Genomic DNA, 25,729 nt, shown 5'->3' with positions numbered 1-25,729 from the left:
CGAGGTGACAATATGTATAGATTGAGAGCGATAAGATTCACGATAAATCTGATACTGCCGGCGGCGCTTTTGTCCGGAAACTTCCTTACGGCGCGCCCTTTGAAGGTTGCCGCCCCCTCGCCGCAGGTTATCAAACAGATTATTCACGATAAAGGGAATATTGTCACCACGGTCGACAACTGGGGTCTGATTGGGGGATACTCCTATTATGATTACCCCTCCGGCGAATGGCCTAAGAATTCCGGACACGATTATATCGGCGAGATGAAATTCTGGATGGGCGCGGTAACCCCGACCGGCGACACTATTGTCGCCGATACCGATGAAGACTTTAAGCCGATTCCGTCGCTGGTCTCCGGGACCGAATCCTACAATATTCGCCTCTCCACCGACACTACCACTTTTGATTTCGACCCGTCTGATACTACAGGGCTCGGATTGGGGAATCCGGCATTCGGCTGGAGGGTCTGGGATCCGGACAGCTCCGCCTGGGTCTATAACCGGCTATTCTCGACTCAGGATTCCAATTTCTATCCCGGCGGACCCACTTCCCTGCAGCAGTCCTTCTACCGTTTTGAAGATGGCAACGTGGTTACCCGGCTGGGACTGGAGTTATCACAGACAATCTACCAGTGGAACTACTGCTATAATGAAGATATTCTTTTCGTCGTCCTGGAAATCACCAATGTCTCCGGCGTCGACTACCCCGCCTTTGCCTTCGGGATTTACGCCGATTTTGACGTGGGCGGTCCTGACGGCACCGGTGAGAATGGACGTCTGGGCGACCTGGTTGCCTCCGACAGCGCCGAAAATCTCGCCTGGACTTATGATGAAGACAGTTATGACCCCGGCTGGGGACCCCTGGTGCGCACCGGCATTATGGGAACGAAATATTTGGAAACGCCGGATGACGTCGGTATGACTGCTTTTCGCAATCTCCAGTGGGAGAATGTGCCGGACAACGACCCCGGAAAATATCAGGTCCTCTATTCCAATCAATACGATTCATCTCTTCCACCGACCGACCAGCTTTACCTGCAGTGCACTCGCGGTATTAATCTTACCGCCGGCAAGACTGTCCGGGTAGTCTTTGCCGTCGTCGCCGGAAAAGATACCGAAGAGTTTTATGCCAATGCCGCCACCGCTCAAACCCTCTACGACAATTATTTCGTCGGTCCGCAACCGCCCTATACGCCGACTCTTAAAGCCCGCGCCGGCGACAAGAAAGTCTATCTGAGCTGGAATGACACGGCGGAAGTTGATATCGACCCGCTGACCGGTCAGCCCGATTTCCGGGGATATAAACTATACAAGTCAACCAACCGCGGTTATACGTGGGGATTTGAAGCCGACATTTCCAACGCCTGCCTGCAGAAAGACTATCAACCGCTTGCCGCCTACCAGATTGAAAATTTCGGCGACCCGATTGCTCACACCTATATTGACAGCAATCTGATAAACGGCATGGAATACTGGTACTGCCTGGTTGCTTATGATGCCGGCGATTCCTCCGTCCCAATCGACCCCCTGCAGAATGGCTTCGGCACGCCGGGAAGCGATGTCAACGCCGTGAGAGTCATTCCTCGCAACGACCCGGCCGGATTTTACACCGCTTTTTCCACCATAGAACATCGTTATGCCGGCAGCGAATCCCCCTCCGAGGGAACCATCTATCCACTCGTATTCGATGAATCTCTGGTGCTCGGCGAGGAATACTCGGTGGTCTTTTCGGAAGACGATGAGACAACCTACTGGCATCTGATAAATAACACGACCGGCGATACCGCTCTTAAGAATCAGACTGTCCAGGACGGTGATGTTAAGCTGTATGAGATAGCCGACGGTATCCAGGTGGTTGTTCGCAACGGGGAGCGTGTTCCTCGCGCCTGGAGTCAGACCGGCTTTGCCATGGCTGGCGATACCAACCTGCATCTTGGATTCAGTTATGGCCCGATGGGCGACCTCTTCGGTTATCCCCGCGGCTCCGACAAGCATTTCCGCTCCACCTATGAAATACGCTTCACCGCCGGAGGCTCTGTCGGTTACTGGTTCTGGGATGATGTCACCCCGGTGAATCTGCCGTTTGAAGTCTGGAATGTAACTTACGGATACCAGGTGCTTGCCGAGATTTACGACCAGGGATTTGACCAGGTCTGGAACCCGGAGCAGCGGGATTATATCTCTATTGTAGATATCCCCTATGATGGCAGCCCTCATCCCGAAGCTTTCCCCGCCTATCACTCCTGGTTCTTCCGGTTCGCCATCACCGATACCGGATACGCCACCGGCGACATCTTCACCATAACAGGAGCCTCGGTCAATGGTCCTGACGACAGCTTTGTCTTTAAGACCGACGGGGTCAATGAAGTCAATGCTCGGGCTGAACTGGGACGGATAAAAGTGGTCCCTGACCCGTACATCGTGCACGCCATGTGGGAAAACAGCCAGCACGAGAAAAAGATACAGTTTATCCACCTGCCGGAAAAATGCACTATACGGATATATACCCTGGGTGGCGATTTAGTTCGCACTCTTGAACATAATGACGGCACCGGCACCGCCGACTGGAATCTTCTGTCGCGCGACGGTCTCGATATTTCGCCGGGGATATACATATACAGCGTTGAATCAGAGTACGGCAGCCGATTGGGCCGGTTTGCGGTCATTAAATAGGGAGATGAAGCCATGAAGAAAATAATCTTGATAATATTGGCCGCATCGGTGCTGACCGGAAATATCCTTGCCGACGATTTCACCAAAGCCGGGACGGCCGGAGCGCAGTTCCTTAAAATTGGCGTCGGCGCCCGGTATCACGGTATGGGGGAGGCCTCGGTGGCAGCCGCCAATGATGTCTACTCCATGTACTGGAATCCGGCCGGGTTGACCCATATCTTCGACAATGAGCTGGCTTTTACCTATGTCAATTATCTCACGGATATCAGTCTCAACTATATCGCCTATGCCCGCCGTTACGAAAATCTCGGAGTCTTCGGCGCCTCGGTCACTTCACTTTCCATGGATGACCAGATAATTACCACGGTGGAAGAACCCGAAGGCACCGGCTATTCCTACGGCGCATCTTCCTTCGCCTTGCAGTTGAGCTTTGCCCGCGAGCTGACCGCCCGCTTCTCTTTCGGCGCCAGCTTCAAATATGTCCAGGAGAAAATCTATCGGGAAAGCGCTCACGGCTATGCCTTCGATTTCGGAACTCTCCTGTACACCGGTTACCGTTCCCTTCGCATCGGTATGAATATCAGTAATATGGGTCCGGAAATGAAATTCGACGGTCCCGACCTGGATGTCTATTATGACCCGGACCAATCTAATCCGAACCAGGATCCGGTGAACAGCCGTCTTAAAGTCGACCCTTATGACCTTCCTCTCGCTTTCCGGGTCGGTATGGCATACGACTGGGACTTTGGCGAAAATTCCAAGCTGGTACTGGCGGCCGAAGCGAAACATCCCAATGATAACACCCAGCAGGGGTCAATCGGAGCCGAATATAACGCCTTCGGGAGATATTTCCTGCGCGCCGGATACAAAATCAACTATGAAGAAGAAGGGCTTGGTCTGGGGGGAGGATTCCGCGCCAATATCACCAGCGGCACCGAGCTTTCCCTTGATTATGCCTGGGTTGACTTTGGCAGGCTGGAATCAGTTCATCGGTTTTCTGCCGCCATTGTCTTCTAAAATCTGGATTTTACCATAAGGGCTCGCCGGCAGCGACGAGCCCTTTTTTGTTGCATAATTTCGATATTTGCGCCGATAAATTTGTATATTAGATTATATATTCAAAATCAGGGAGTCTTTGTCGATGACCAAATCATTGCCTGCATTTGCGCCCGTTCTGCTGTCGATAATTCTGCTGCTTGCGTCTTCAACCGGAGCGCAGCAAAACTCTGAAGACCTTCTCGCACACGAACTGATGAATAACTATCTTGACCTGATTCGCTCCGGCAATCTTGAATCGGCTCTGGGACTGTGGGAACCGAAAGCGCTGGAACAGGCGCAGCGGCTCAATATCCGGTTTGAAAATATCCCGATTAAGCCGGATTGCAATTCTCCTGTGATGTACGACTATGACCGAGTCAAGGAGTTCTTCTACAATGCCATCCAGTCCCTGGCCGTAATTGATAGCCTGGCCGGTATCCGCCGCCTTCGATTCAGTCTCCTTCTCGGCGCCGAGAAAATTGAATATCATTATTATGCCCGCAGAATTGGGCAAAACTACTGGCTGATCTTCCCCCATGACTATTATGCCGAAAACTGGCCGGTAAAAGAATCGAAATATTTCCGCATTCATATCAATCCCCAACAGTTGAAATATTACAATGAAAGAGCGGCCGCCAGGCTCGATGATTTTGTGGAGAAAACTGCTGCCCGGCTCGGACTTCCCTCAGAATCCCTCAGATATCTTGCCACCGCAAAAATGGAGTACTACCTCTGCCAGAGCGAACAGGAGGTCGCCGTGCTATCCAACGGCCCGGCGGCAAAAGGAGTCTATCACCTTCCCTCCGATGCCATAATCTCTATGGTATTCCCCCATTATCATGAGGTGGCTCATCTGCTGGTCAATTATAAGTTGCAGGAAATTCCGCTCTATACCGCCTCTTTCCTCCAGGAAGGGCTGGCGGTTTATCTGGGCGGACGGTGGCAGCGGTCGGCGGAAGTTATGATTGATTTCGGCAAATATATTCTCGACCAGGGGATTGTTGAGCTCGATTCGGTACTTCTGGAGAATGATTCATTGAGTGAAGTCTCCTCGGATATCGCCTATCCGGTGGCGGCGACTTTGAATGATTATCTTTTGAGCGCCTACTCCCCCGATAAATTCTGGCAGTTGTATCATTCATTGTCGGGCGACCGAAAATTTATCCGGGCTCTCACCGTGGACAAGGTCAAGGAGACCATTCAGGCGGTACTGGGGCAGGATTGGGCGCAATTTGACGCCGCCTTCAAGAAGTTTCTGGCGGAGCGAAAATCGCGCGGCGGGATGATTTCCCCGGGGGCGATAACGGGCGGCAAGACTATTTTCAACGGCGATAGCGTTATGGTTGCTATTGCGGGCAAGTCGCTTCAGGTGGAGGCGGTCGCCGACAGCGCCGGAAAAGTCGATTTCAGTCTTCTCTTCGGGTTCGATTCCACCATGGCGGGAAAAGTCTCGAGTATCTTTGAAGAGCATTTTCCGCTGGGGAAAAGTTTTGAGGGGTACCGCTTTGGTGTTAGAATGGATAAAAACGAAGCCGGACTATACGACTATTTCGGCAATCAGCTACTGGCGAAATATGTCTATGACTTTGACCCCAGTCCCGAGTATTTCGACCGCACCGCCAACAGGTTCGCGGTTCACTTTGACCTGAAATTGCTCGATGGATTTCTGCCTGACGGGACAGACTTCAAAGTCATGCGGTAGCGGGACAGCCTATTCCGACGGCGTTGTTTCCCGCATCTTGAGGACGATACTGTTCATCCGGCGGCGGATATCGGGAATCTCCGGAAGATTCTCATTTAATTTGATAAACCGGCCGTAACTTTCCAGCGCCTGTTGCAGTCGCCCCTGTTTCTCTTCGACCATTCCCTTGAACATGTACGGATATGGCTCATCGGGGTTTATTCTTATTCCCTCGTTGGCATAAAACTCTGCGCGCTCCAGTTCTCCAAGGCGGAAATGATGCGCCGCCAGCCCGGAGAGAATCATAACATTGTCAGGAGCAAAGGAGTACGCCTTCTGCAGGATTTCGAACGCCTTCTGCCGCAGATTCATCTCGTTGTACAACTGCGCCAAAAAATAGTAGTAATCGGCGTTGTACGGCTCCAGTTCGATGGAGAGCTTTAATCCTCTTTCCGCTTCCGGGTACCGTTTGAAATATTTCAACAGATTGCCCAACTGCATCCGATAATGGGCGGAGTAAGGATTTCCCTCGACCAGACGAACGGCATAAGCATAGGCGTCATTAACCCGTTCATTGACAAAGAGGTCCTCCACCAGTTTCGACTCCAGGGCGGTCTTCGATTTCCCCGGTATCATCTGCTCCCGCCGGTCCGCTTCGGAAAAATTGCCGACGGTATAATAGTAATCCCGCATCGCCAGCAGCGCTTTCTCATAATGGGCTTCATTGTATGCCAGGAAACGGTCCAAATGCCGCACGGTCACGGAAGGAGTCAGGTGAACCACTAAAGTCGGCAGCACCAGAAGAAAAGCAAAAGCGAGGAACGGCAATTGCCTCAATTTCGCCACTGGAGGGGATTCATTTACCGTCAGAGAGTAGGCGCCGAAAAAAATCGCTCCTGTCAACAGGAATACGAATAGAGGGATATCCCGCGCCATCCCATTAAGGGGAACCAGCAGGAATATCAGCGCTACCTGGGAGACGCGCAGAAGCGCCAGGAAAGTATCGGTGGGAAGTCGCTCTTTCTTGATGAGCCGCAATGCCGAAAAAAAGAGGAACAGGATAAAGAGCGGGGCAAATAGAGCCGCCAGATTTAAGATATCGACCAGATGATTCAGGCTGAAAATGCTGTAATCGATAAAGGGGGGGCTGTCGGTCCATGGAAGAAAATGGCGCCCGACAGCAATATCCTCCGCTGCCAGAATATAGACCGTCGTCACTGCGCCCCCCAGGACAGCAAGGCTTATCAGAAGGGCTGCTATCGATTCTTTTTTTGAACGGTTGACCAAATGACCGGCTGCCGCGAAAATTGCCGACGGCAGCATTGCGGCAAAAAGCAGATGAAAGCAAAGCCCGATAGCGACTATCAAAAAGAGAAACATAAGATTTCTCGCGCTTGGGTGCTCATAATACCTGAAGGCTTGCAGAATAAACCAGGCGGCAAGCGGCACCAGGGGAGAATAGACCTCCACCAATCCAAAACCATAGAGAGTCAAGCCGGAGAAAACGGTCAGGCAGAAGAAAAAACTCCTGGCGTTGTAATCGGAAGATACCTTTGCGGCAACCAATCGCACTGTTATAAGAAATGCGATCCCGGAAAGAAAGGAAACTATCTGAAATCCCCAGGCGGCGGCAAGCTCCGGCTTAATACCCAGCCCTTTCAACGGCAGGTAAAAGAGATAGGGGAGAACTGTTCCGCCATATTCGTACCAGCGGAATATTGGAATCGCCTTCTGGCTCAAATTGGAAATCTTGATATAGGCGTCACCGTAGAGATGCGCCTCGAAGCGAAAAACAATGAAAAGGAGGGTCAAAATCCCCAGGAGCCCCCAGCGGATTTTTGCGTTCTTCTCTCCCCAGAGTAACCGGTTGAGATATTCCATCAAGCCCAGTCCGCTCCAGCCTGAGACCGTTCCTGCCAGCGACAATAGTAACAGCGCGAACCAGATGATTTGAATATAGGTTGGGAACAACCCGACCTGGTCAATGCCCCAATTGGCTTTCAGCAGTTTTCCCCCGCCGGCAATCACGAGGATGGTCAAAAAGAGCAGCGACGGGATAATAATCGCCAGCGTTTTGTCGCTGCGCTGATGCCGTTCATTCATGAGCAATTGAGAATTTAGATTTCCTGGCGTCCTTCCAGCGCCCGCGAAATCGTCATGCCATCGGCATATTCCAGATCGCCGCCGACCGGAAGCCCCCGCGCGATTCGGGTGATTTTTATGCCCAGTGGTTTGAGAAGTTTCGCCAGATGAAGCGCCGTCGCCTCCCCCTCTACGTTGGGATTGGTCGCGACTATCACTTCTTTTACCTCGTCATTTATGCGGACAAGAAGTTCCTCTATTTTTAATTCATCCGGTCCTATTCCATCCAGCGGAGAAATTCTCCCTCCCAAAACATGGTACAGCCCTTTAAAGCCTTCCGCCTTATCCAGCGCCAGGAGGTCTGATGCCTCCTCTACCACGCAGATGATATCGCGCCGCCGACCGGGGTCGCTGCAGATATAACAGGGGTCCACTTCCGATATGTTGTTGCAGATGGAGCAGAAGCCGACCTTTTCTTTTACATCGCGAATCGCCTCAGCCAGCTCCAGCGCTTCCTCTTTAGATACCTTCAAAAGATGAAAGGCCAGCCGACCGGCCGATTTTCGCCCGATACCGGGAAGACGCGCCAGGTTGCTGATTAATTTTTCTATCGACTCCGACGACTTGAACATGGTCATCAAAAAGGAAGATTTAATCCCGGAATATTCAACCCGCCGGTCAGTTCTTCCATCTGCGACGCCTGCAGTTCCGCCGCTTTCTGACGCGCCTGGTTGACCGCCGCCACGATTAAATCCTGAAGCATCTCTACATCTTCCGGATTCACCACTTCCGGGTCGATTTTGATTTCGAGGATATCCTGCTTGCCGTTGGCGACAACTTTGACCATCCCGCCGCCGGAGGTCCCCTCCACCCGGGTTTGCTCCAGTTTCGCCTGCATCTCTTCCATCTTAGCCTGCATCTTCTGGAACTGTTTCATCATATCGCCAAGTCCGCCTTTAGCCATTTCGTATCTCCTAACCTGTTTTAGAGATTCCTGATTTCTGTTATCGCCGGTGCTTGTATACTTATACTGTCAAAACCCAGGAGGGATTTTGACTTACTCCTATCGCTTGAGGCTCATTCCTCCGCCTTCTTCTTCCCGATAATCTCGCCGTCGATACGCTCCACCAGGTTCCGAAGTTTCTCATCCTCGGCAAGAAGTTTCTCGGTATCAATCTTTTCCGGCTCGGGGGCGCTGCGGGTAATCGTAACCGGCGCCTTTTTTGCCATATCAACGTCAAATTTTATTTTCAAGTTGGTCTTGAAAAAATCCCGCAGGGAGGAGGTAATGGTCTGGACATACTGCGGTTTTTCCACCACCTGCTTGCTCGTTCCACCGGCGTTATGGAAAACGGCCGTGATAACATTATCTTTCACTTCTTTTATTTCCGCCATCGCCAGAAGCGCCGAGAGCATGGGGCTCTCCTTTTTAAGATGCTCAATGAACCGTGTCCAGTTGGTCTGCACCATGGGAAGATTTAGCGCCTTAACCGGCGCGCCGCCCGGAATCTCTTCGGTCGCTCCACCGCGGTCGGCAAACAGGTCGCTTTTGTCGCCCGATGATGAGGGCGTTGTCTCCATCAATCCCGGCTTCCTGGGCAGACCAAAGAGGTCGGTTTCGGAGTCCCCGGAGAAACCTTCGGACGGTTCCGACAGATGGGCTATGATATCTTCAAATAAGACGGTCGATTCGAGACATGCCAGCCGCAGAGTTGCCGTCTCCAGAAGCAATCGCTGGTCCAGACCGCTTCTTAAGTCCTGACTCAGGTCAGTTATAATCTTAATCATACGCAGCAGGTCGCCGGTTGAAAAATAATCGGCCTGCTTCTGGTAATCGCTGATTTCAGAGTCGGACATCTCCAGAATCTTTTGCGGCTCGCGGGCGTTCTGCAATATAAGCAAGGCTCGCAAATGCTCAATCAACCCCTGATTGAACTCCGGAATCTCCACTCCCGCATCAATCAACTCCTTGACTACTGCCAGACTTGCGGGGCAGTCTTTCGCCGCCACGGCATCGATATATTTGAGATAAAACTGACGGTCCACCAGTCCCAGCGCTTCTATTACATGCCGCGGGGTAATCTTCTCGCCGGCAAATGCCGACAGCTGGTCCAGAAGCGATAAGGAATCCCGCACCGCTCCATCCGCCTTCCGCGCCAAAATATATACCGCTTCTTCCTCAATCTCTATCTTCTCCGCCGCCGCCACTCTCTTGATATGCGCCGCCAGCTCGGCGACATTCACCCGCCGGAATTCATACCGCTGCGTTCGGGAGCGAATCGTTTCCGGAACTTTGAACGGTTCGGTGGTGGCAAAAATGAAAACGACATGCGGGGGCGGCTCCTCCAGAGTTTTTAAAAGGGCATCAAATGCCGAGCCGGATAGACGATGAACCTCATCTATGATATAGACCCGTTTTTTACCGGAGGTAGGGAGATATCGCACATTCTCCCGCAAGGAGCGGATATCATCAACACCGGTATTGGAGGCGGCATCAATTTCCAAAACATCCAGAGAAGAACCGGAGATAATCTCAAGACAGGAGGGACATTTGTCGCAGGGGGTGGGGGTGGGACCATTGATGCAGTTAAGCGCTTTGGCGAGAATTCTCGCCGTGGTGGTTTTGCCGGTTCCCCGCGGGCCGGAAAAGAGATACCCTGATGACAGCCTCTGCGTACTGACGGCATTCTTCAGCGTTCTGGTGACATGCTCCTGCGCCACAATATCGTCAAACTGCTGCGGCCTGTATTTTCTCGCCAGTACCTGGTATGACATTGGATTTAATTTATCGGTGTGCACCCACCGTTGTCCCTTCACTTCAAGGTCTCCACGGTAGCCGACTCCAGTCAGGCTGACCCGCAACACATACCGGTCTTCACCTACCGTTGCTACCTTCCGGTCCTGGCGGGGTTCAGTGCGCCAATATTGTACAGGACCCAACCTTCAACGCCGCTTTCCGTCTTGACGCCAGCAATGGTTCGGTCCGCCGGTGGGTATTCGACCCCGGTATAGCGGATTCCGGGCGACAGGGCACCGCTAACTCCCCGTCTAGCACACCAAAAATGTCCCTAAAATTTTTAATGGAGCAGAGCGGATTCGAACCGCCGACCCTCACGTTGCGAACGTGATGCTCTCCCAGCTGAGCTACTGCCCCATCCTGTTTCTCGCGGTGTCTTCCTGAGGCAAGAAACACCGCTCATTCTCACGCCAATTAACACAAAACCGCCCCAAAATCAAGAGCTTTTGGGATTTTAAATTGAAACAAGCCGGCGATATTTTTGTTGAATATAGGTAATTTTTCGATTTAAATTTGTCGAATAAATAAAGACCAATCATTCTTTAAGGAGGAAGAAATGACCACCCGCACCCCGCTTCATACCGGGAAAATTATCCTCTTAATTCTGGGAATCTTTGTCCTTTTCCTGACCGTCGGTTTCATCACCGGCGGCTGCAGTTCCGATAAAGACAAAGCCAAAGAAACCGAAGAGGAGTCCGGTCTTCCCGCCGACTATGGCGAGAAAGCGTTATTAGACACGACCACCACTGCCGCCGAAAAACCGGCGGAAAAACCGGCTATCGCCGAGCAGAAACCGGCGCAAAAACCGGTGGTAAAAGAAGAGTCTAAAGCAGTGGCTCCGCCGAAACCGCAAGTTGTCAGAACCACCGTTCTGCCCGCCAATACCGCTTTGCATATCGCCCTGCTCAACCAGGTCTCAACCGGCGAAAGCAAAATCGGTGACAAGGTTCGCGCCGCTATCAAAGGTCCTGCCGAACAGGGCGAGAGCCTGCCGATACCGGAAGGGAGTTTGCTTGAAGGAGTTGTGGCTGACCTTAATGACGGCAAAGCCGAAGACGCCAAGGCATATATCAAATTGAAATTCACCAGCCTGATTCTTCCGGGGGAGGGTCCTATCCCGCTGGAAGGGTATATCGTTACTAAAGACGGCAGCGGTGTGATTCATCCCGGCGAGCAGGCGACAAGTATCGCCCGTGATGCCGGCATCGGCGCCGTCGCCGGCGGCGTCATCGGAGGCGTGACCGGCGGCAAGACCAAAGATGCCGTTAAGGGCGCGGCCGTGGGCGCAGTTGCCGGTGGCGTCCTGGGCGCTGTTCTTCATAAAGACCAGGTGACTCTTAAAGAAGGCAGGGAATTCGATGTCATGGTGGTGGCGCCCGCCGTCAAAGAGACCACCAAGTAAATTATTTGAATCAAAACGACTTATCAAGGGTGGGGAGTTCTCCCCGCCCTTATTTTTTGTCTCCGGAGTTTACAGCAGGCTAAATTAATCTATTATTCTTCTACCGGCGTATAAACTGTCGGACAGGATGTTTCTCTTGCGGTCCGATTTTGCGATCGGTTGCCTCTACGCGGCGGCAGGGCTTGCGGACGTCAAGGGTGTTGAGACCCGGGCGGACGGTGCCTTCGGCAAAGAGCGTATTACTGTTGAGAACACTGCGTTTATAATTCATGAAGGTAAATTGTACGCCGGCTGTATTTCCGCCTGTCACGTAACTGCGGCAAGTGGTCGGGACGGCTCGGCGAAATTGTTTGAGGAGAAACTTCAACAACAAGCGATGTATCACAAAGAGCGGAACAGATAAACCTATCATCCGACAGCGGGCATATAATCCCGTATACTAATAACAGGTTCTCTTTGTGGTTATTAAAAAAGCCCCGTGAAAGCGGGGCTTTTGCTACAATTGTTTAGAGGCAATGAAGCATCTACGAAGAGAAGTCTTCTTCGCTCTGCTTCTACTATGGCAGAAAATCGCCGGCATGTCAAACATTTTTTGAACCGCCGGCAAAATTTTGTGAAAGAGCTCCAATTGCGGTTTGACTCCTGGGGTATAATAGAGTATTATTTGATTTTGCAAGAAAGATAAACTTTTGTGAGGTTTCAAATGAAAGCGGTACTAACTATTATGTTTCTGACAGCATTCTTTTTCGGCGCCGCCATGGCTGATGAGCAGGCGGGCAAAAGCGGGCAGGGGACTGCTCCCCAGAAGACAGAGACCAAATATGAAAAGAGAAAAATGGATAATCCGGAAATCGCTATTGAGACCGATTTCGGCACCATGAAGCTGGAGCTGTTTCGTGATGTTGCCCCCAAGCATGTCGACAGTATGCTGGCTCGCATCCGGGAAGGGTTTTACAACGGGCTTATCTTTCATAGAATAATAGACGGCTTCATGATTCAGGGGGGCGACCCCAAAGGGAACGGCACCGGCAATGCCGGATATTATCTCCCGGCCGAATTTTCTGATATCAAACATGTCGAAGGGACTCTTTCGATGGCTCGTGCCCAGGACCCCAATTCCGCCTCTTGTCAGTTTTTCATCTGTCTGGCGCCCGCCCCTCATCTCAATGGGCAATACACTGTTTTTGGCCATCTGATGGATGGGTATGAGGCTCTTCGGAAAATCGGAAAGGTAAAAACCGGCGCCGCCAATAAGCCGCTGGAGGATGTCGTCATCCGTAAGATGTTAATACTTAAAGATATAGCGAGCAAGAAGGAAGCCGGAAAATAGCCGCTGTCGATTAATAATAGGGAACAGGGGCACTCCATTTCCGTTTATTAGTTAGATGAAGAAGCGTCTGGTCATACTTGGCTCCACCGGCTCTATCGGCCGCTCAGCGCTTGATGTTGTCGCGCGCAATAAGGACCGTATTGAGGTCTTGGGACTTTCGACACATCGGAATATTGAGCAATTCCGGCGTCAAATTCAAGAATTCCGTCCCCGTTTTGGCGCGGTCACAAGGGGAGAGTGTTACCTCCGCTTCCAGAAGCAGTATCCTTTTCCAGGAACTGAGATTTTCTGTGGGGAGGAAGCTGCTGAGCAACTGGCATCTTTGCCTGAAGCCGATATCGTTCTGAATGCCATAGTTGGAGCGGCCGGCCTGAAAGCCTCCCTGGCGGCGCTGAAATCGGGAAAGAGACTGGCTCTGGCGAATAAAGAGTCGATGGTGATAGGGGGAGTTCTTCTTAACCAGGCGCGAAAAACGACCGCTTCGGAAATAATTCCGGTCGATTCCGAGCATTCCGCTATCTGGCAGGCGCTGGCATCGGGAAAGAAAGAAGAAATAAAAAAGATTATTCTAACCGGTTCCGGCGGACCATTTCGCGAAACACCCCGGGAGGAATTCCCCTCCATTACCAGAGAGCAAGCCTTAAATCACCCCGTCTGGAAAATGGGACCCAAGATTACGGTCGATTCGGCGACCATGATGAATAAGGGACTCGAGGTAATTGAAGCGGTGCACCTCTTTGATATAGCGCCGGACAAGATTGACGTCGTCATTCACCCGCAATCAATAATTCACTCTATGGTGGAATTCGTCGACTCTTCCATTATTGCGCAGATATCCTATCCCGATATGCGTCTTCCGATATCTTACGCCTTATTCTATCCCGACCGGATTGTCTCGTCCAACGGGCATTTTGACCTGACGGATATTCGACAACTGACCTTTCAGAAGCCCGATTATGAAAAATTCCCGCTGCTGCGGCTGGCGTTTGACGTCGCCCGCAAGGGTGGCACCTTGCCGGCCGTTTTTAACGCCGCCAACGAAGTCGCTGTGGCCGCTTTCTTAAAAGAACGTGTGAAATTCCATCAAATTCCCGATATTGTAACCGATACTCTTAGAAAACATAACATGGTAGAGCAACCGTCACTTGATGATATTATCGAAGCCGACATCTGGGGGCGGAAAACTGCCGAGGAGTTTATAGTTTGAAATGCTGACCACAATCCTGGCTACTATTTTTGTTCTTGGCATACTTGTCTTCTTTCATGAATTGGGGCATTTTCTGGTCGCCAAAAGAGCCGGCATCAGAGTCGAAAAGTTCTCGCTTGGATTTCCCCCAACACTGATTTCGAAAAAGTGGGGAGAGACCGAGTACGCTATCGGCATCATTCCTCTGGGCGGATATGTCAAAATGGCCGGCGAGAACCCGAATGAGGAAAGTCATGGCGCCCCTTATGAATTTATGTCCAAGCCGGTCTGGAAACGGTTCCTGGTAATCTTTGCCGGTCCTTTTATGAATTTCGTTCTGGCAATAGTGGTGCTCGCCGGACTTTATATGATACGCGGGAAAGAAGTGGAAGCGGTTTTTATCGGGCAGGTTGCCGAAGGGAGCCCCGCCGAAAGCGCCGGGTTCAGCACCGGGGATGAGATTGTCGCCATTGACGGCACCGAAGTCAAAACTTTTCAGGAGATGGCATCGCTTATCTACAAGAAAGTCGAGGAGCCGGTTGCCATCACCTGGCGGCGAGAAGGCGTTTTGCGGACCGACACAGTCATCACCTATCGCGATAAGGCGGTTACTCCGCAGGGCGATACTATCGAGGTCGGTAAAATCGGTGTGGGGCATCAGCCGGTCTTTCGACGACTCGGGGTAATCGCTGCAGTCGGCTCCGGCTTTAATCAGGCTGTCTTTTACGTAGAGAAGGTTTTTGAATTTGTAATTGGCTTGATAACCCGAACGGTTACTCCGGCCGAAATAGGGGGACCGATACTGATTGGCCAGCTGGCGGGGGCCACAGCTCGCGCCGGGTTCGATATATTGATGGAATTCCTTGCCCTGCTTTCAGTTAACCTGGCGGTGCTGAATATATTGCCGATTCCTCTCCTCGATGGAGGCCATCTGGTTTTCCTTCTTGTAGAGAAAATCAAAGGCGCTCCTCTATCCATGAAAACCCGCCTGGTCATTCAGCAGATAGGAATCGCATTTCTTCTTATTTTGGTCATTTTTGTTACCTTCAACGATATCCGAAGATGGTAAAATTTATATATGGATAAGATCATGTCAAAAAAAACGGAACCGGAAAAAGGCAGCCCTAAAGTAAAGAAGCAGGGAGATTTCTTTGATTTTGTCTGGGAGAATGTCAAATCTTTTCTGATTGCGATTGTTCTCGCCATAATAATCAAAACCTCCATAGTTGAAGCCTACAAAATTCCCTCTTCTTCAATGGAGGATACTCTTCTTGTGGGCGACTTTCTAATTGCCAATAAGTTTATCTACGGCGCCTCAATTCCCTTTACCAGCTGGCGGCTTCCGGAAATCAGGGAGCCGAAACCGGGCGATGTCGTCATATTCAAATGGCCCGGAGACGGCATGACCAATTATATCAAGCGCTGTGTCGCCACCGAGTGGCAGACAGTCGAAATAAGAGACAAAGTCCTTTATGTCGACGGCAAAGTCTTTCCCAATCCGCCCCATGCCAAATTTACCGACGGGTATATCAGGCCGCGGATGGATGACGGTAACAGCCGCGACAATTTCGGTCCTTATGTTGTCCCCAGAGACTGCTTCTTCATGATGGGAGATAATCGCGATAATTCTTATGACTCCCGATTCTGGGGACCGGTGCATAAAAAGATGATTCTTGGTGAGGCGATGTTTATCCACTGGTCCTGGGGGAACGACCCTAATTCTCCGCAGGTATCGGTTGCCGACCCCCTCTCGGTGCCGCGGCTTTTCTTATATAACTCGGTACATTTCTTTGAGAGGGTCCGTTGGGGACGATTGCTTAACGTTATTCATTAAGAAAAATCTGAAGAATTCAGTCTAAGGGCGGGTCACCCGCCCTTTCTTTATTGGGGGAATGATAGTTTTAGCGGAGTTGAAAACCGCTTTCCGATACAGTTATTACCGACAGGGATGGATTTACTTAAACGTTTCCGCCGCTCGAATATTCCTTATGATTCCCTTTAAACCGGCCCTTGAAATCGGGCTCCGCGCGAACCGCTCCTTGAACTCCGATTCCGAGAGAAAGGCAACCTCTCCTGACTCGACCGGTCCAACCGACTCGAGCTTCGCAAAAGAGCGGTCGGAAAACGGTTTCTGGAATTTATTGAAGGGGCATACCGAAATACAGATATCGCATCCGAAAACCCAGTTGTTGAAATTCCTGGAGATATCGGCCGGTATTTCCTCGCTCTTCGATTCAATTGTCCAGTAACTGATACATCGGGTGGCATCAAGATTATATTCCACAAACAAGGCGCCGGTCGGACAGGCATCCAGACAGGCGCGGCAGTTGCCGCAGTGGTCTAACTCCGGGGTATCGTATCGGTCAAACTCCCGATTTAAAATCAGGCTCCCCAGAAGAAGCCAGCTTCCCCATTGGCGGGAGACCAGATTGGTATGTTTTCCCTGCCAGCCCAATCCGGCTTTCTGCGCCCAGTATTTGTCCATAAAAGGAGCCGTATCGACACAGATTCTTGCTTTCAATTCCGGTTCGTGACGCTTCAGTTCCTGGCGGAGTTTTTTCAGCAATTTCCTGATGGTTCGATGATAATCAATGCCCCAGGCATAGCGGGCTACTTTGTATAAGCGGTCGCCTGTCATCGACGTGCCTTCCGGCGGAAAATAATTTAGCCCCACCACGATTATCGCTTTGGCATCAGGAAGTAATTTAGTCGGGTCAAGCCGCACATCCAGACGGCGCGAAAGATAAGTCATCTCTCCGGCCATTCCGTTTTCCAGCCATCGGATAAATCTCTCAGGATTGTCCACCGCCGCCGGACGGGTTATACCGACAGTGTCTGCCCCCAACCGTCGTGCTATCTCTTTTGCTCTTTCGGCATTCAACATATTTTACTCTCTTATGATAATGCCCGAGACTCCGTCGGTCAAACAGGATTGGAGATAAAAGGAAGTTTATTCAGGGGGTGTGGCTGTCAAGGGAGAGATATCAATCATCACCCAGCCGTTCTCAATCTTGCAGTTGTATCTTCGAAGATGAGCCCACTGCTCTGTAAGGCACTGCCCGGTACTGAGGTCATACTGCCATCCATGCCAGGGACAGGTCACCGTTGTCCCTTCGATTTTACCTTCCAGAAGAGGTCCCCGCATATGGCGGCATTCCCCATCAAGTGCCATCGGCTCATTGGCGAGATTAATGATGGCAATGATCCGCGACATTATCCGCATCTGGCGGAATTTGTGCCGATGAAGCTCCGCCACCGGTATTGCCTTAATCCATTTCGGCTCAGACATCTTCAATCGCCTTTATCGACAGCGGGTCAAGCGCCGCGGCCGGTTCATACTCGCCTTTCAAGCGCTGCAGAAGCGCCTTCATTTCATCTCTTTCAACCCAGTGGCGGTCGCTCCAGACATCGCCATCCAACCGGATACATTTTTCCAGCGAAGTGATATAGAACTCTACCAGCAAATGAAGCATCAGTTTTTCCCGCGGAGTCATCTCCGCTTCGATACTCTTCAATGCCTCCAATGCTCTCTCCCTCCGCAGCGCTGCCCGGTTCAAATAGAACCGGAGGTAGGGACGCCATACTTCTCCTGCCCCATGCTCATTTTCCAGCCCGAACTGCTTCAGTTCATCCACCGGGAAATAGCTCCGTCCGGCGCTGAGGTCTTCTTTGAGGTCGCGGACAATATGCGCTTCGTAGCAGAGAATGGCCGATTCCCGAACGGCATCGCGAATAGTTTCGTATGGCAGCGCCAGATGAAATAACGCCCCGTCTGCTCTTTGCAGCAAGAGCGAGGCAAAGACCGCCGCCGGCGCCACCGTGGCTCCTTCGGCATAGACAAGAAAATCCTGATAGGTGGCAAACCCCCATTGCTCCAGGTCATGCTGCATCGATTTCTTCATATTGAGCCATGGCTCCAGCGGCAGTTCAAACTTCTTGAAACTGTCTGCCAGGGCCGGACCATAGATAATGCTTCCGGCAATACCGGAATAATTGCCGGAAACCTCCTTCTGCCAGGCTTCCAGCTCTTCTGCCGAACCGGCCAATTCATCGACATGGTCATCAACCCAGCGCATTGAGGCATAAGCGGCGCAAAACGCCAGGTAACGGGTGCGGTCCGGAAAGAGAGTGGCGACCCGGTAAAGATGAGGCTTCCGCTTGGCGGCAATCTGCTCGGCAAACCGGTAAGATTCTTCGATCCGAGCCGCCCGCAGGGCAATATCCATTGTAGTCATAACTATTATACCGGGCAGTTTAGCGCCGGTCCTCCTTTATACAGATGCGCGATGAACGAAGTGATGTCGAGTATATTTATACCGCCGGAACCGTTTACATCAGCCGCCGTCAGCGATACCGGAGCGGTTCCCCCTTTATAGAGGTAGTTCAATAGATAGGTGATATCGAGGATATTTATCCGGCTGTTACCGTCGATATCACCGCAGTCGAAAAAACAGAGCGACGGTACCCCCTCGGGAACAATCTTGAATATCTCTCCTCCCAGATGGTCCAGGATATAAAGCTCCCCGCGATTGTCCACCCCGAAAGAAGAAATCCAGTCTATAGTAATGCCGCCGCCGGGCTCCAGCTCCGCGGTCCGGTCGGTAAACTCGGCAATTTTTGTCCCATCAAAACGGAACGACCATATTTCGGAGGTGCAATAGTCGGCGAAGAAATATGTCCCCTGCAGGTCGGGAATAGCGCAGCCGCGGTAAACATACCCGCCGGTGACAGAGCATCGTGAGGATGCATGTGAGTATTCATGAATCGGGTCAGTCAGAACTCCATCGGGGTCGCAATTGGTGGAGGGATTGTGGCAATGAGTTCCTTCTTTGAGTCGCCATCCATAATTCTCACCTCCCGGGCTGCCGGCGGGCTGATAACTAATCTCTTCCCAGGCATTCTGACCGACGTCACCGATATACATTTCTCCGGTCAGGGCATCGAAACTGAATCGCCAGGGGTTGCGAAGCCCCTTAGCCCAGATTTCATCGCGGGTTGACGCCGAATCGACAAAGGGATTATCCGGCGGTATCCCGTACGGAAATCCAGCATCAACATCTATCCGAAGCATTTTCCCCAGCAGGGAGGAGCCATCCTGCGCCCGATTTTGCGGGTCGCCTCCGGAGCCGCCGTCACCCATACCGATATATAAGTATCCGTCGACAGGCGAGAAAGCTATCATTCCGCCGTTATGATTGCTGTACGGCTGGGGGACAGTCATTATGGTTACACCGCTGGTGAAGTCGGCGCTGTCAGGGTCGTTCGCCGAAACCATGTATCGCTTGATGACTGTGGCTCCGCCAACTTTGGTATAATTAAGGAAGAAATAGCGATTAGTTTCAAAAGCGGGGTGGAAAGCCATTCCCAGAAGTCCCTGCTCGTTTCCATTGGTGGCAAGACTATCGCCGATATCCAGGAAGGGGCGGGCAAGGACAGAATCATTCCTCCAGATTTTGATGAGTCCGGTGTATTGCTCCAGGATGAACAGGCGCTCATTATCCCCCGGCGGGGAGCAGACGAAAACAGGGCGTGACAAACCGGAGGCTATTCTCACCGTGGTCAAAGCCGTTGCGGTGGGACGAACGGCGCCCGTGCCCGACAAGTTAAGACGCTTCTCTGATTCGCCCCGCGCCGGAACGCCCACCGATATTAGCGTCAAAGCCATTATTAGCAGGAATGCTCTGAATTTCCATTTCGCCATTTTTATCCTCAACAATTTTAGTTGATTATCGCTTTCAACCGCGCCGCAAGCGCCGTCACGGCTGTGCTCTAATCATAAAACGCTACACTTATACGAAAGATTCCCGTCAAAGCGCTCAATTGTGGCTTTTATTGGTCTATTTTTGTGGGAAATATCAGGACGATTGAATTAAATGAGGAGCGGCCGGCTTTCACAGCCGGACAGCTCACGAACTTTGAAACCGCGTCAATATGAAACAACCGTTGGAGTTATAAGTATCAGAAGGTCGGTGGTGCTGGTCTTGACCGTCTTATGCTTGAAAAGATTGCCCAGAATCGGAATGGACCCGAGGAAAAAGACCTTCTGTTCGTTCTCAATCTTACTCTCTTTGAGCAGCCCTCCCAGAGCGGCCGTTTCGCCGTTCTGGACCGTGATTTTTGTCCGAATGGAACGCTCGGAGGTTATCGGCTTCTGATTCCCTTCGGGACCGGAGAAGCCGATTATCTCCGCCACGGTTGGATAGACATCGAGCATTATCTGATTGCTGTCGGTGATACGGGGTGTTACCTGCAGCGAAATGCCGACCTCCTCGTCCTGAAAAGTAACGATATCCTGAACGGCGCCCCCTTCACTGAACCGATTTATTGTCTGAATCGGCACCACTGTCGCCACTTTGATTTCCGCCTGATGATTATTCAAAGTCGTGATGCGCGGGTCCGATATCAGTTTGGAATTGCCCGATTTTTCCAGGAAATCGAGAACCAGCGCCACCTCGGCCACCGAGAGTTTGCCCCACTCCCATTTTCCGTCAGGCAAATCAAGCGCTCCCAGCGCTTCTGTGGCATTGGTGGTGGTGCTGGAGCCGGTGCTGGTCGTATTCTCTATCCCATGCAGACGGCCGTTAAGGGAAGTAGGCCAGTTGAAGCCGGTCTTTTTCTCGCCGTCAACATTCATTTCAATCATCCGCACCTGTATCGCCACCAGCGGTTGCGGTTTATCCAGCTGTTTTATGAAGTTGATCACTTTCTGCACGACGTCGGGAAAGTCAACTATAACCAGCTCCGTCGGGTTTGGGGCGCCGGGACCCTTTGAAACAGACGTGGCATCCTCGACCACTTTCATTTTACCCTTGGGTGAAAGCAAGTCGGCGGCGGCATTCATTGCCGCGTTAGGGGAGATATAAGCCAGCTTAATCAGCGCCGGAACGGTTTCTCCGACCGCCGATGTTTCCACCGGTTTGACAACTATGATGTCGCCGATAAGATAATAGTTCAGACCGTTGGCGTTAAGTATCGCCTGGAGCGCTTCCTGCAGGGCGACATTATCCAGCTTGATGGAAATCTTGCTCTCCACATCACCGGCAAAGACCAGGTTCAAATCATATTTCTGAGCCAGCATATTGAGGACGGTGGCGATGGGAACATTATCGAATTGAAGCGAAATTCTTTTTTCCGATTGAAGTCCCTGACCCCAAGTCGATATCTGCAGAGCCCCGATAATTCCGAGGAGGAGTACGATCTTCTTCATGATTTATCCTTTGCAAGCGTCAGTTCGACACTGCTTCCATTTATATCCAGAGTAACAGCTTTCTTTCGAATATTGAGAACGCGCGCCCCGTTTATTTCCGTTCCGACCTTTACCAGTTTTCCGTCAATGATGGCGCTGGGGTCGGTTTCATCGTACAAAATCCCGTTTAGAATCCATCCGGGCGTATTGCTTTCGCTGACCACGGCCGGCGAGGCATTCCTGCGAAAGGGGTCGCGGCCCCAATCCAGGTCGCGATATTTCTCAATCGGTATCGGCATCTCCGCCTTCTTTGCCACCGTCAGCTGCTGCGGCGCCGGCGGTTGCGACTGCGCCCCGGTCTCCACCCTAAACTTATCCGTCATATTGACCGCCGCATAAATGACCGCCGCCACCAGCGACAGATAAATTATGATTTTTCGCGTCCTTGGATTCATCATCCCTCCCGTAGCGCCCCCAGCACCGCTTTGAATCCGAATGTCATTTCCGGAAACGCTTCTCCCTGACCCACGCTGGTCACCCGGCAGAAGTTCGTCCCCTGATAAAACTTTTCCTCTTCAATCGTGCGCACAAATGAGCCCAGCGCCGGAAAGTCGCCGCTGAGACGCACCATCATATTCAGTTGCTGCGGCTGCCCGTCTTCGGACAACTTATTCAATTTAAGAAGTTCCTCGATCGAGGGAGTAATCTCCAACAGGTTAAGACGAAAGCGCAAGGCATTCTCTTCGAAGCGTCGGAATAGTTTTATTAAATCCTCTTTCGAGTAGAGCTGGGATATCAGGACCATTCTTTTTTCCAAAAGCTCTTTTTCGGCGCGGTAGAACTCGGGGAATTCCAGAAGTTTCTTTTCATAGTCAGCGATAGTCGTTTCCAGTTCGGCGCGAGCCGATGCCACCTGGCTTTCTTCTTTCTGCAGGGGCGACATCAGAAGCAGATACAATCCCGCTGTCAAAGCCAGGGTTGCCAGAGCCGATTTCAGCCAGAGTTTTTTCATATTACCGTGTCCATCTCTACCAGAAATTCAATGGAGAATGCCCCCTGGACCGCTTTTTTGGAATGTTTCCTCAGCGCCACATTTCTATAAAAGGGCGAGCCTTCCAGTCGCGCCACAAATTCGGCGACAATCACCTCCGGCGGGGTGGTCGCCGAGCGGGCTTCACCATTCAACGCCAGACTCAGACGGTCCCCCGCATTCTGCAGGTCGAGCAGGTCCAGCCGTATCTGCGGCGGCGTGATTAATGAAAGTTCCTTAAAGTTGAGATTCATAAAAGTCGGGTCGCGGTCAAGCTTCTCCATCAGTTGCCGATTGGCTGTCAGTTGCTGCTTCAACCGGTTGTACATCACAAACGAGGGAGAATTCCGCAGCCTTTCCAGTTGATTCTGGCGCAGCCCCAGATGAAACTGCTCGGTAGCCACATGCTGGCGCAGCGACATCCAGGTTCCGAAGAGAATGAATAAGAGTGTCGCCACGGCTGGAATCGCCACCCGGTAAAATTTGCGGACCGATGCCGCCTCCCGCATATCATTGGGGAGCAAATTTACCATATCATCGCGCGCCACCGCCAGAGCCACCGCTCCCAGCGAAACGGGAATCTGCTCCGCATAATCGCGCGCCTTCGGCTGAGTTTTCAACCAGCTCTCTATCGGAATACGGCGAAACTCCAGCCCAAAATGACGGGTGAGATGCTCCACCAGGTCTTCAGAATAACAGAGGTCGCCGTAAATCAGTATCTTGTCAGCCAGTATCTGCGAAAACTGCCCGACATAGTAATCGAGCGAATTCTGGATTTCCACGGTGAGGGCATCGGCAAACTCCTGGAAGACCAGCTCTTTTTCTCCCGGAGATGAAAGGGCATCGGAACCGATAGAAGCGGTATGCCGAAACTCCATCCGCGCGCCGCGATAGAAACTGATCTCCGTATGATTTTTCATGATGTTGACCAGGGTGTATGCCTTGCCCGGTTGATATTCATCGAGAAAAGGAAGCATCTGCCCGATCGCTTCCAGCTCATGATAGGCGCCGTCAATCCGTATGTCGGCTTTCAGCTCCTCCAGCCTCCGGTGAACCTCTTTTCGAGGGGTTGCCAGAAGGACCACATTGAGTCCGGATGGCTCGCTCCCCTCGTGCTGCGCCACCAGATGGTAACCGTAGTAGGAATCTTTCAGCCCGAAGGGAATCTGCTTGTTCCCTTCCCAGAATACGGCGCTGTCCAGTTCCCGACGCTTCATTGCCGGGAAGTTCAGCAATCTTATGGCGCTCTCCTGGCCGCCGATTCCGAGAACGTATCGGGCGTTTTTGCCTCCGTATTCTCGGACAAATCGCATTATCTCGGAGGTTATGAAATTCTCCCGCTTCTCCTGACCGCTGTAGGCAGAGGGGATATAGACCTTGGTGACATTGAGCAGGCGACAGCGATGCCAGAGCTGCCGGGCCGCCGCCAATTGCAACGATTGGTCATCAATAACAATCGCAATCGTCCGCCCAAAACCGTAACGCCTCTTGAGAATCGAACCGCGGCAGAGGGGGCTGTAGCGGCCGCAAAATCTCTTTAACCAGCCGGTCGCCTTTTTATTCTTGTTTACCATTTCTTTTTCTACAGGCTGAAATTTATCGTGGAGCTGTCGCTAAAAACGACCGTAAAGGAGACTCCGGCCATGTTGGCGCTGGAGCCTCCGCCGTTCAATGACGTATTAAAATCCTGCAGCCTCACCGTGACGGTTGAGCCGTCATTGATAGTCCGTGAACTGGAAAAATTGACCTGCTGACCCGAGGAATAGCGGGGATTGGTGCTGTTGGCAACGGTGCCGTTCGCCCAGCGAATCCGCTCGTAATATGCCGCCGGATTACGAACATAGGTCGCCGTCAGCCACGATATATTGATATTAGCGCCGGTATTATTAAAAATATCGAATTCAACATCGTTCCCGCCGGAAAGCTGCGCCGACCCGGAAACATATTGCAGCCCGTTGGCGCTGGGTGAGTTTCCCGCTCCCCACAAGGCGGAACCAAAACGAAGATTGTTAATGATGCTCGATTTCGGCGGCACTGTTACATAGGATAGCAATGTGTCGTCAGTGGTGGTATTGACCGCAATAATCTGATGATTGCCAATCGGTATGTTGCCGAAGGAATAGTTGCCGTTAGGTGAGGGATTGACTGTGGCGGTAGTCATTCCCCCCAGTCCATCGGGATAATTTATGGAGATATCGACATCGACATTATAGATTCCTGGAGGAATCCCCTCCACATCGACAACCGTCCCCTGCACCGTGTTGGCGGTCAGGTCCGATACCGCGCCGGCAATCTGCTTGGTGATATTGCTTCCGGAACCGGTCGAAACAAGATTCAAACCGTTGTAGGTGTAAAGAACATTCCAGGCATCTTTCTTGTAATCGTCGGTCGCCTGAGTGAACGAATTTACAATATAAGGACCGTCCCAGGTGCTAAACCCGCCCGGATTCGCCGCCAACGCATCCAGATTAGGGGGCAGGGCGCCGATGTCGCCGACATAGCCAAAATCAACGCGAAAGCCGTTGCTGACCAGCGCCGGATTCCCGACAATCGCCTGCGCCAGCATTTCCATCTCTTTTTTAGTCGCTTCCACCCGTCCCGTTTCAATGGCTGAATCCATCGATTTCATCGCCACCCCGGCAAGGATTCCGACTATGATTATTACCATTACCAGTTCAATCAGCGTCAGACCTTTTTCAGATTTCAGCATCGGCATCCCTCTCAGAAATTGACCACGATATCGGGGTCGGCTCCGGTGGAGGTTATCGTGCGCGCCGTTGGATTGTAGGCATAAGCCAGTCCCCAGGCGTCATAGAGATAATTCTGTCCCGAACTGTCGAGATAGGGACCATTCCAGCCCAGACGGGTAAATCTGTCGTAAGCCGGAATGCTGTCCGGTTTGCGCGCCAGGTCGCGCAATTGGTACGGCGCAAAACCGACATCCCCTTCAAAACCGCGATTGACATATTCCGAGCCGGCAATCAGACTCGGGTCTCCTTTGATGGCTGTCTTGATTCGCAGCATTTCTTCACGGGTGGCATTCACTTTGGATTGCTCTGTCAAGGGTCCAATCCGGGGAATGACCACACCGGCGACTATACCGAGCACAACAATAACGATTACCAGCTCCACCAGAGTAAAGCCGCCGGAGCGCCGCATCCATTCTGCTATCAAGCCATCCTTCATTATTTTCTACCAGTTGTTCTCGCCGCTGACCGAGGTGTTGGGCCAGATTTCGCCGGTAGTCGGGTTATATGCCCAGCCGCCGCGAGTGCCGACCGTGGTCCCTTTGGTCACGCCGGTAACAATACTGTCGGGGGCGTT

The 25,729-nt window shown here is 51.9% G+C and carries 22 protein-coding genes, 1 tRNA gene and 1 other RNA gene; 8 read left to right on the top strand and 16 right to left on the bottom strand.

Annotated elements, in window-relative coordinates:
* The first annotated feature begins 12 nt into the window (after positions 1-12).
* The 3 genes from AB1690_10115 to AB1690_10105 all read left to right on the top strand — a co-directional run bounded on the left by AB1690_10115 (position 13) and on the right by AB1690_10105 (position 5,413).
* Positions 13-2,673: a hypothetical protein gene (locus AB1690_10115; protein MEW6015665.1), complete on the top strand. Its 2,661-nt coding sequence runs from the start codon at positions 13-15 to the stop codon at positions 2,671-2,673.
* A 12-nt stretch (positions 2,674-2,685) separates the two neighbouring features.
* Positions 2,686-3,690 carry a PorV/PorQ family protein gene (locus AB1690_10110; GenBank protein MEW6015664.1) on the top strand — a complete coding sequence of 335 codons (1,005 nt, stop codon included), beginning with the start codon at positions 2,686-2,688 and terminating at the stop codon, positions 3,688-3,690.
* A 124-nt stretch (positions 3,691-3,814) separates the two neighbouring features.
* The gene (locus AB1690_10105) at positions 3,815-5,413 is read left to right on the top strand and encodes a hypothetical protein (protein ID MEW6015663.1); all 1,599 of its coding nucleotides are present in this window, start codon (positions 3,815-3,817) and stop codon (positions 5,411-5,413) included.
* Between the two features lie 9 nt (positions 5,414-5,422).
* Here the strand turns inward: AB1690_10105 and AB1690_10100 are convergent, their stop codons facing one another.
* The 6 genes from AB1690_10100 to AB1690_10075 form a co-directional block, all read right to left on the bottom strand.
* On the bottom strand, positions 5,423-7,495 hold the full coding sequence (locus AB1690_10100; protein ID MEW6015662.1) for a hypothetical protein: 2,073 nt from the start codon (positions 7,493-7,495) through the stop codon (positions 5,423-5,425).
* 14 nt (positions 7,496-7,509) lie between these two features.
* A complete protein-coding gene (gene recR / locus AB1690_10095; protein MEW6015661.1) occupies positions 7,510-8,106 on the bottom strand; it encodes a recombination mediator RecR in 597 nt (198 codons plus the stop codon).
* A 5-nt stretch (positions 8,107-8,111) separates the two neighbouring features.
* Complete coding sequence (locus AB1690_10090; protein MEW6015660.1) at positions 8,112-8,438, bottom strand: YbaB/EbfC family nucleoid-associated protein; 327 nt, start codon at positions 8,436-8,438, stop codon at positions 8,112-8,114.
* Between the two features lie 113 nt (positions 8,439-8,551).
* On the bottom strand, positions 8,552-10,249 hold the full coding sequence (dnaX, locus tag AB1690_10085) for a DNA polymerase III subunit gamma/tau (protein MEW6015659.1): 1,698 nt from the start codon (positions 10,247-10,249) through the stop codon (positions 8,552-8,554).
* 16 nt (positions 10,250-10,265) lie between these two features.
* An RNA gene (ffs, locus tag AB1690_10080) (signal recognition particle sRNA large type) lies at positions 10,266-10,531 on the bottom strand.
* Between the two features lie 24 nt (positions 10,532-10,555).
* Positions 10,556-10,628, bottom strand: a tRNA-Ala gene (locus AB1690_10075).
* A 199-nt stretch (positions 10,629-10,827) separates the two neighbouring features.
* On the opposite strand from AB1690_10075, the gene AB1690_10070 reads away from it, so the two are divergent.
* The 5 genes from AB1690_10070 to lepB all read left to right on the top strand — a co-directional run bounded on the left by AB1690_10070 (position 10,828) and on the right by lepB (position 16,023).
* Positions 10,828-11,673, top strand: a complete 846-nt coding sequence (locus tag AB1690_10070) for a glycine zipper 2TM domain-containing protein (GenBank protein MEW6015658.1) — start codon at positions 10,828-10,830, stop codon at positions 11,671-11,673.
* A 703-nt stretch (positions 11,674-12,376) separates the two neighbouring features.
* Entirely contained in the window at positions 12,377-13,003 is a 627-nt protein-coding gene (locus AB1690_10065; protein MEW6015657.1) for a peptidylprolyl isomerase, read from the top strand.
* A gap of 55 nt (positions 13,004-13,058) precedes the next feature.
* Entirely contained in the window at positions 13,059-14,210 is a 1,152-nt protein-coding gene (locus AB1690_10060) for a 1-deoxy-D-xylulose-5-phosphate reductoisomerase (protein ID MEW6015656.1), read from the top strand.
* A 1-nt stretch (position 14,211) separates the two neighbouring features.
* Positions 14,212-15,258 (top strand): RIP metalloprotease RseP, encoded by a 1,047-nt coding sequence (gene rseP, locus AB1690_10055; GenBank protein MEW6015655.1) that lies wholly within the window; start codon positions 14,212-14,214, stop codon positions 15,256-15,258.
* A gap of 21 nt (positions 15,259-15,279) precedes the next feature.
* Positions 15,280-16,023 carry a signal peptidase I gene (gene lepB, locus AB1690_10050; GenBank protein ID MEW6015654.1) on the top strand — a complete coding sequence of 248 codons (744 nt, stop codon included), beginning with the start codon at positions 15,280-15,282 and terminating at the stop codon, positions 16,021-16,023.
* 120 nt (positions 16,024-16,143) lie between these two features.
* Here lepB and queG read toward each other — a convergent pair whose 3' ends face one another.
* The 10 genes from queG to AB1690_10000 form a co-directional block, all read right to left on the bottom strand.
* Positions 16,144-17,073 carry a tRNA epoxyqueuosine(34) reductase QueG gene (gene queG, locus AB1690_10045; GenBank protein MEW6015653.1) on the bottom strand — a complete coding sequence of 310 codons (930 nt, stop codon included), beginning with the start codon at positions 17,071-17,073 and terminating at the stop codon, positions 16,144-16,146.
* Positions 17,074-17,139: 66 nt separating this feature from the next.
* Positions 17,140-17,478, bottom strand: coding sequence for a Rieske (2Fe-2S) protein (locus AB1690_10040; protein ID MEW6015652.1), 339 nt, complete (start codon positions 17,476-17,478; stop codon positions 17,140-17,142).
* Positions 17,471-18,424 carry a squalene/phytoene synthase family protein gene (locus AB1690_10035; protein ID MEW6015651.1) on the bottom strand — a complete coding sequence of 318 codons (954 nt, stop codon included), beginning with the start codon at positions 18,422-18,424 and terminating at the stop codon, positions 17,471-17,473. The genes AB1690_10040 and AB1690_10035 overlap by 8 nt, the downstream gene beginning before the upstream one ends.
* A gap of 5 nt (positions 18,425-18,429) precedes the next feature.
* Complete coding sequence (locus AB1690_10030; protein MEW6015650.1) at positions 18,430-19,890, bottom strand: PQQ-dependent sugar dehydrogenase; 1,461 nt, start codon at positions 19,888-19,890, stop codon at positions 18,430-18,432.
* 225 nt (positions 19,891-20,115) lie between these two features.
* Entirely contained in the window at positions 20,116-21,396 is a 1,281-nt protein-coding gene (locus AB1690_10025; protein MEW6015649.1) for a secretin and TonB N-terminal domain-containing protein, read from the bottom strand.
* On the bottom strand, positions 21,393-21,833 hold the full coding sequence (locus tag AB1690_10020; GenBank protein MEW6015648.1) for a hypothetical protein: 441 nt from the start codon (positions 21,831-21,833) through the stop codon (positions 21,393-21,395). Before AB1690_10020 ends, AB1690_10025 begins: the two co-directional genes overlap by 4 nt.
* On the bottom strand, positions 21,830-22,387 hold the full coding sequence (locus AB1690_10015; protein MEW6015647.1) for a hypothetical protein: 558 nt from the start codon (positions 22,385-22,387) through the stop codon (positions 21,830-21,832). The genes AB1690_10020 and AB1690_10015 overlap by 4 nt, the downstream gene beginning before the upstream one ends.
* Complete coding sequence (locus AB1690_10010; GenBank protein ID MEW6015646.1) at positions 22,384-23,979, bottom strand: hypothetical protein; 1,596 nt, start codon at positions 23,977-23,979, stop codon at positions 22,384-22,386. Before AB1690_10010 ends, AB1690_10015 begins: the two co-directional genes overlap by 4 nt.
* Positions 23,980-23,987: 8 nt before the next feature.
* The gene (locus AB1690_10005; protein MEW6015645.1) at positions 23,988-25,115 is read right to left on the bottom strand and encodes a prepilin-type N-terminal cleavage/methylation domain-containing protein; all 1,128 of its coding nucleotides are present in this window, start codon (positions 25,113-25,115) and stop codon (positions 23,988-23,990) included.
* An 11-nt stretch (positions 25,116-25,126) separates the two neighbouring features.
* Entirely contained in the window at positions 25,127-25,591 is a 465-nt protein-coding gene (locus AB1690_10000; GenBank protein MEW6015644.1) for a prepilin-type N-terminal cleavage/methylation domain-containing protein, read from the bottom strand.
* Positions 25,592-25,729 lie beyond the last annotated feature (138 nt).

The organism is Candidatus Zixiibacteriota bacterium, from assembly GCA_040753495.1.
Lineage (GTDB): Bacteria > Zixibacteria > MSB-5A5 > GN15 > PGXB01 > DYGG01.
This window is presented reverse-complemented; position numbering and strand designations above follow the sequence as displayed.

Excerpts from the sequence above, each read along its gene's own strand:
- AB1690_10110 (MEW6015664.1), top strand. The coding sequence starts at position 2,686 with ATGAAGAAAATAATCTTGATAATATTGGCCGCATCGGTGCTGACCGGA.
- queG (MEW6015653.1), bottom strand. The coding sequence starts at position 17,073 with ATGTTGAATGCCGAAAGAGCAAAAGAGATAGCACGACGGTTGGGGGCA.
- AB1690_10105 (MEW6015663.1), top strand. The coding sequence starts at position 3,815 with ATGACCAAATCATTGCCTGCATTTGCGCCCGTTCTGCTGTCGATAATT.
- rseP (MEW6015655.1), top strand. The coding sequence starts at position 14,212 with ATGCTGACCACAATCCTGGCTACTATTTTTGTTCTTGGCATACTTGTC.
- AB1690_10060 (MEW6015656.1), top strand. The coding sequence starts at position 13,059 with ATGAAGAAGCGTCTGGTCATACTTGGCTCCACCGGCTCTATCGGCCGC.
- AB1690_10100 (MEW6015662.1), bottom strand. The coding sequence starts at position 7,495 with ATGAATGAACGGCATCAGCGCAGCGACAAAACGCTGGCGATTATTATC.
- AB1690_10015 (MEW6015647.1), bottom strand. The coding sequence starts at position 22,387 with ATGAAAAAACTCTGGCTGAAATCGGCTCTGGCAACCCTGGCTTTGACA.
- AB1690_10010 (MEW6015646.1), bottom strand. The coding sequence starts at position 23,979 with ATGGTAAACAAGAATAAAAAGGCGACCGGCTGGTTAAAGAGATTTTGC.
- dnaX (MEW6015659.1), bottom strand. The coding sequence starts at position 10,249 with ATGTCATACCAGGTACTGGCGAGAAAATACAGGCCGCAGCAGTTTGAC.
- AB1690_10090 (MEW6015660.1), bottom strand. The coding sequence starts at position 8,438 with ATGGCTAAAGGCGGACTTGGCGATATGATGAAACAGTTCCAGAAGATG.
- AB1690_10070 (MEW6015658.1), top strand. The coding sequence starts at position 10,828 with ATGACCACCCGCACCCCGCTTCATACCGGGAAAATTATCCTCTTAATT.
- AB1690_10000 (MEW6015644.1), bottom strand. The coding sequence starts at position 25,591 with ATGAAGGATGGCTTGATAGCAGAATGGATGCGGCGCTCCGGCGGCTTT.
- AB1690_10035 (MEW6015651.1), bottom strand. The coding sequence starts at position 18,424 with ATGACTACAATGGATATTGCCCTGCGGGCGGCTCGGATCGAAGAATCT.
- AB1690_10020 (MEW6015648.1), bottom strand. The coding sequence starts at position 21,833 with ATGATGAATCCAAGGACGCGAAAAATCATAATTTATCTGTCGCTGGTG.
- lepB (MEW6015654.1), top strand. The coding sequence starts at position 15,280 with ATGTCAAAAAAAACGGAACCGGAAAAAGGCAGCCCTAAAGTAAAGAAG.
- AB1690_10030 (MEW6015650.1), bottom strand. The coding sequence starts at position 19,890 with ATGGCGAAATGGAAATTCAGAGCATTCCTGCTAATAATGGCTTTGACG.
- AB1690_10115 (MEW6015665.1), top strand. The coding sequence starts at position 13 with ATGTATAGATTGAGAGCGATAAGATTCACGATAAATCTGATACTGCCG.
- AB1690_10040 (MEW6015652.1), bottom strand. The coding sequence starts at position 17,478 with ATGTCTGAGCCGAAATGGATTAAGGCAATACCGGTGGCGGAGCTTCAT.
- AB1690_10005 (MEW6015645.1), bottom strand. The coding sequence starts at position 25,115 with ATGCTGAAATCTGAAAAAGGTCTGACGCTGATTGAACTGGTAATGGTA.
- AB1690_10065 (MEW6015657.1), top strand. The coding sequence starts at position 12,377 with ATGAAAGCGGTACTAACTATTATGTTTCTGACAGCATTCTTTTTCGGC.
- recR (MEW6015661.1), bottom strand. The coding sequence starts at position 8,106 with ATGTTCAAGTCGTCGGAGTCGATAGAAAAATTAATCAGCAACCTGGCG.
- AB1690_10025 (MEW6015649.1), bottom strand. The coding sequence starts at position 21,396 with ATGAAGAAGATCGTACTCCTCCTCGGAATTATCGGGGCTCTGCAGATA.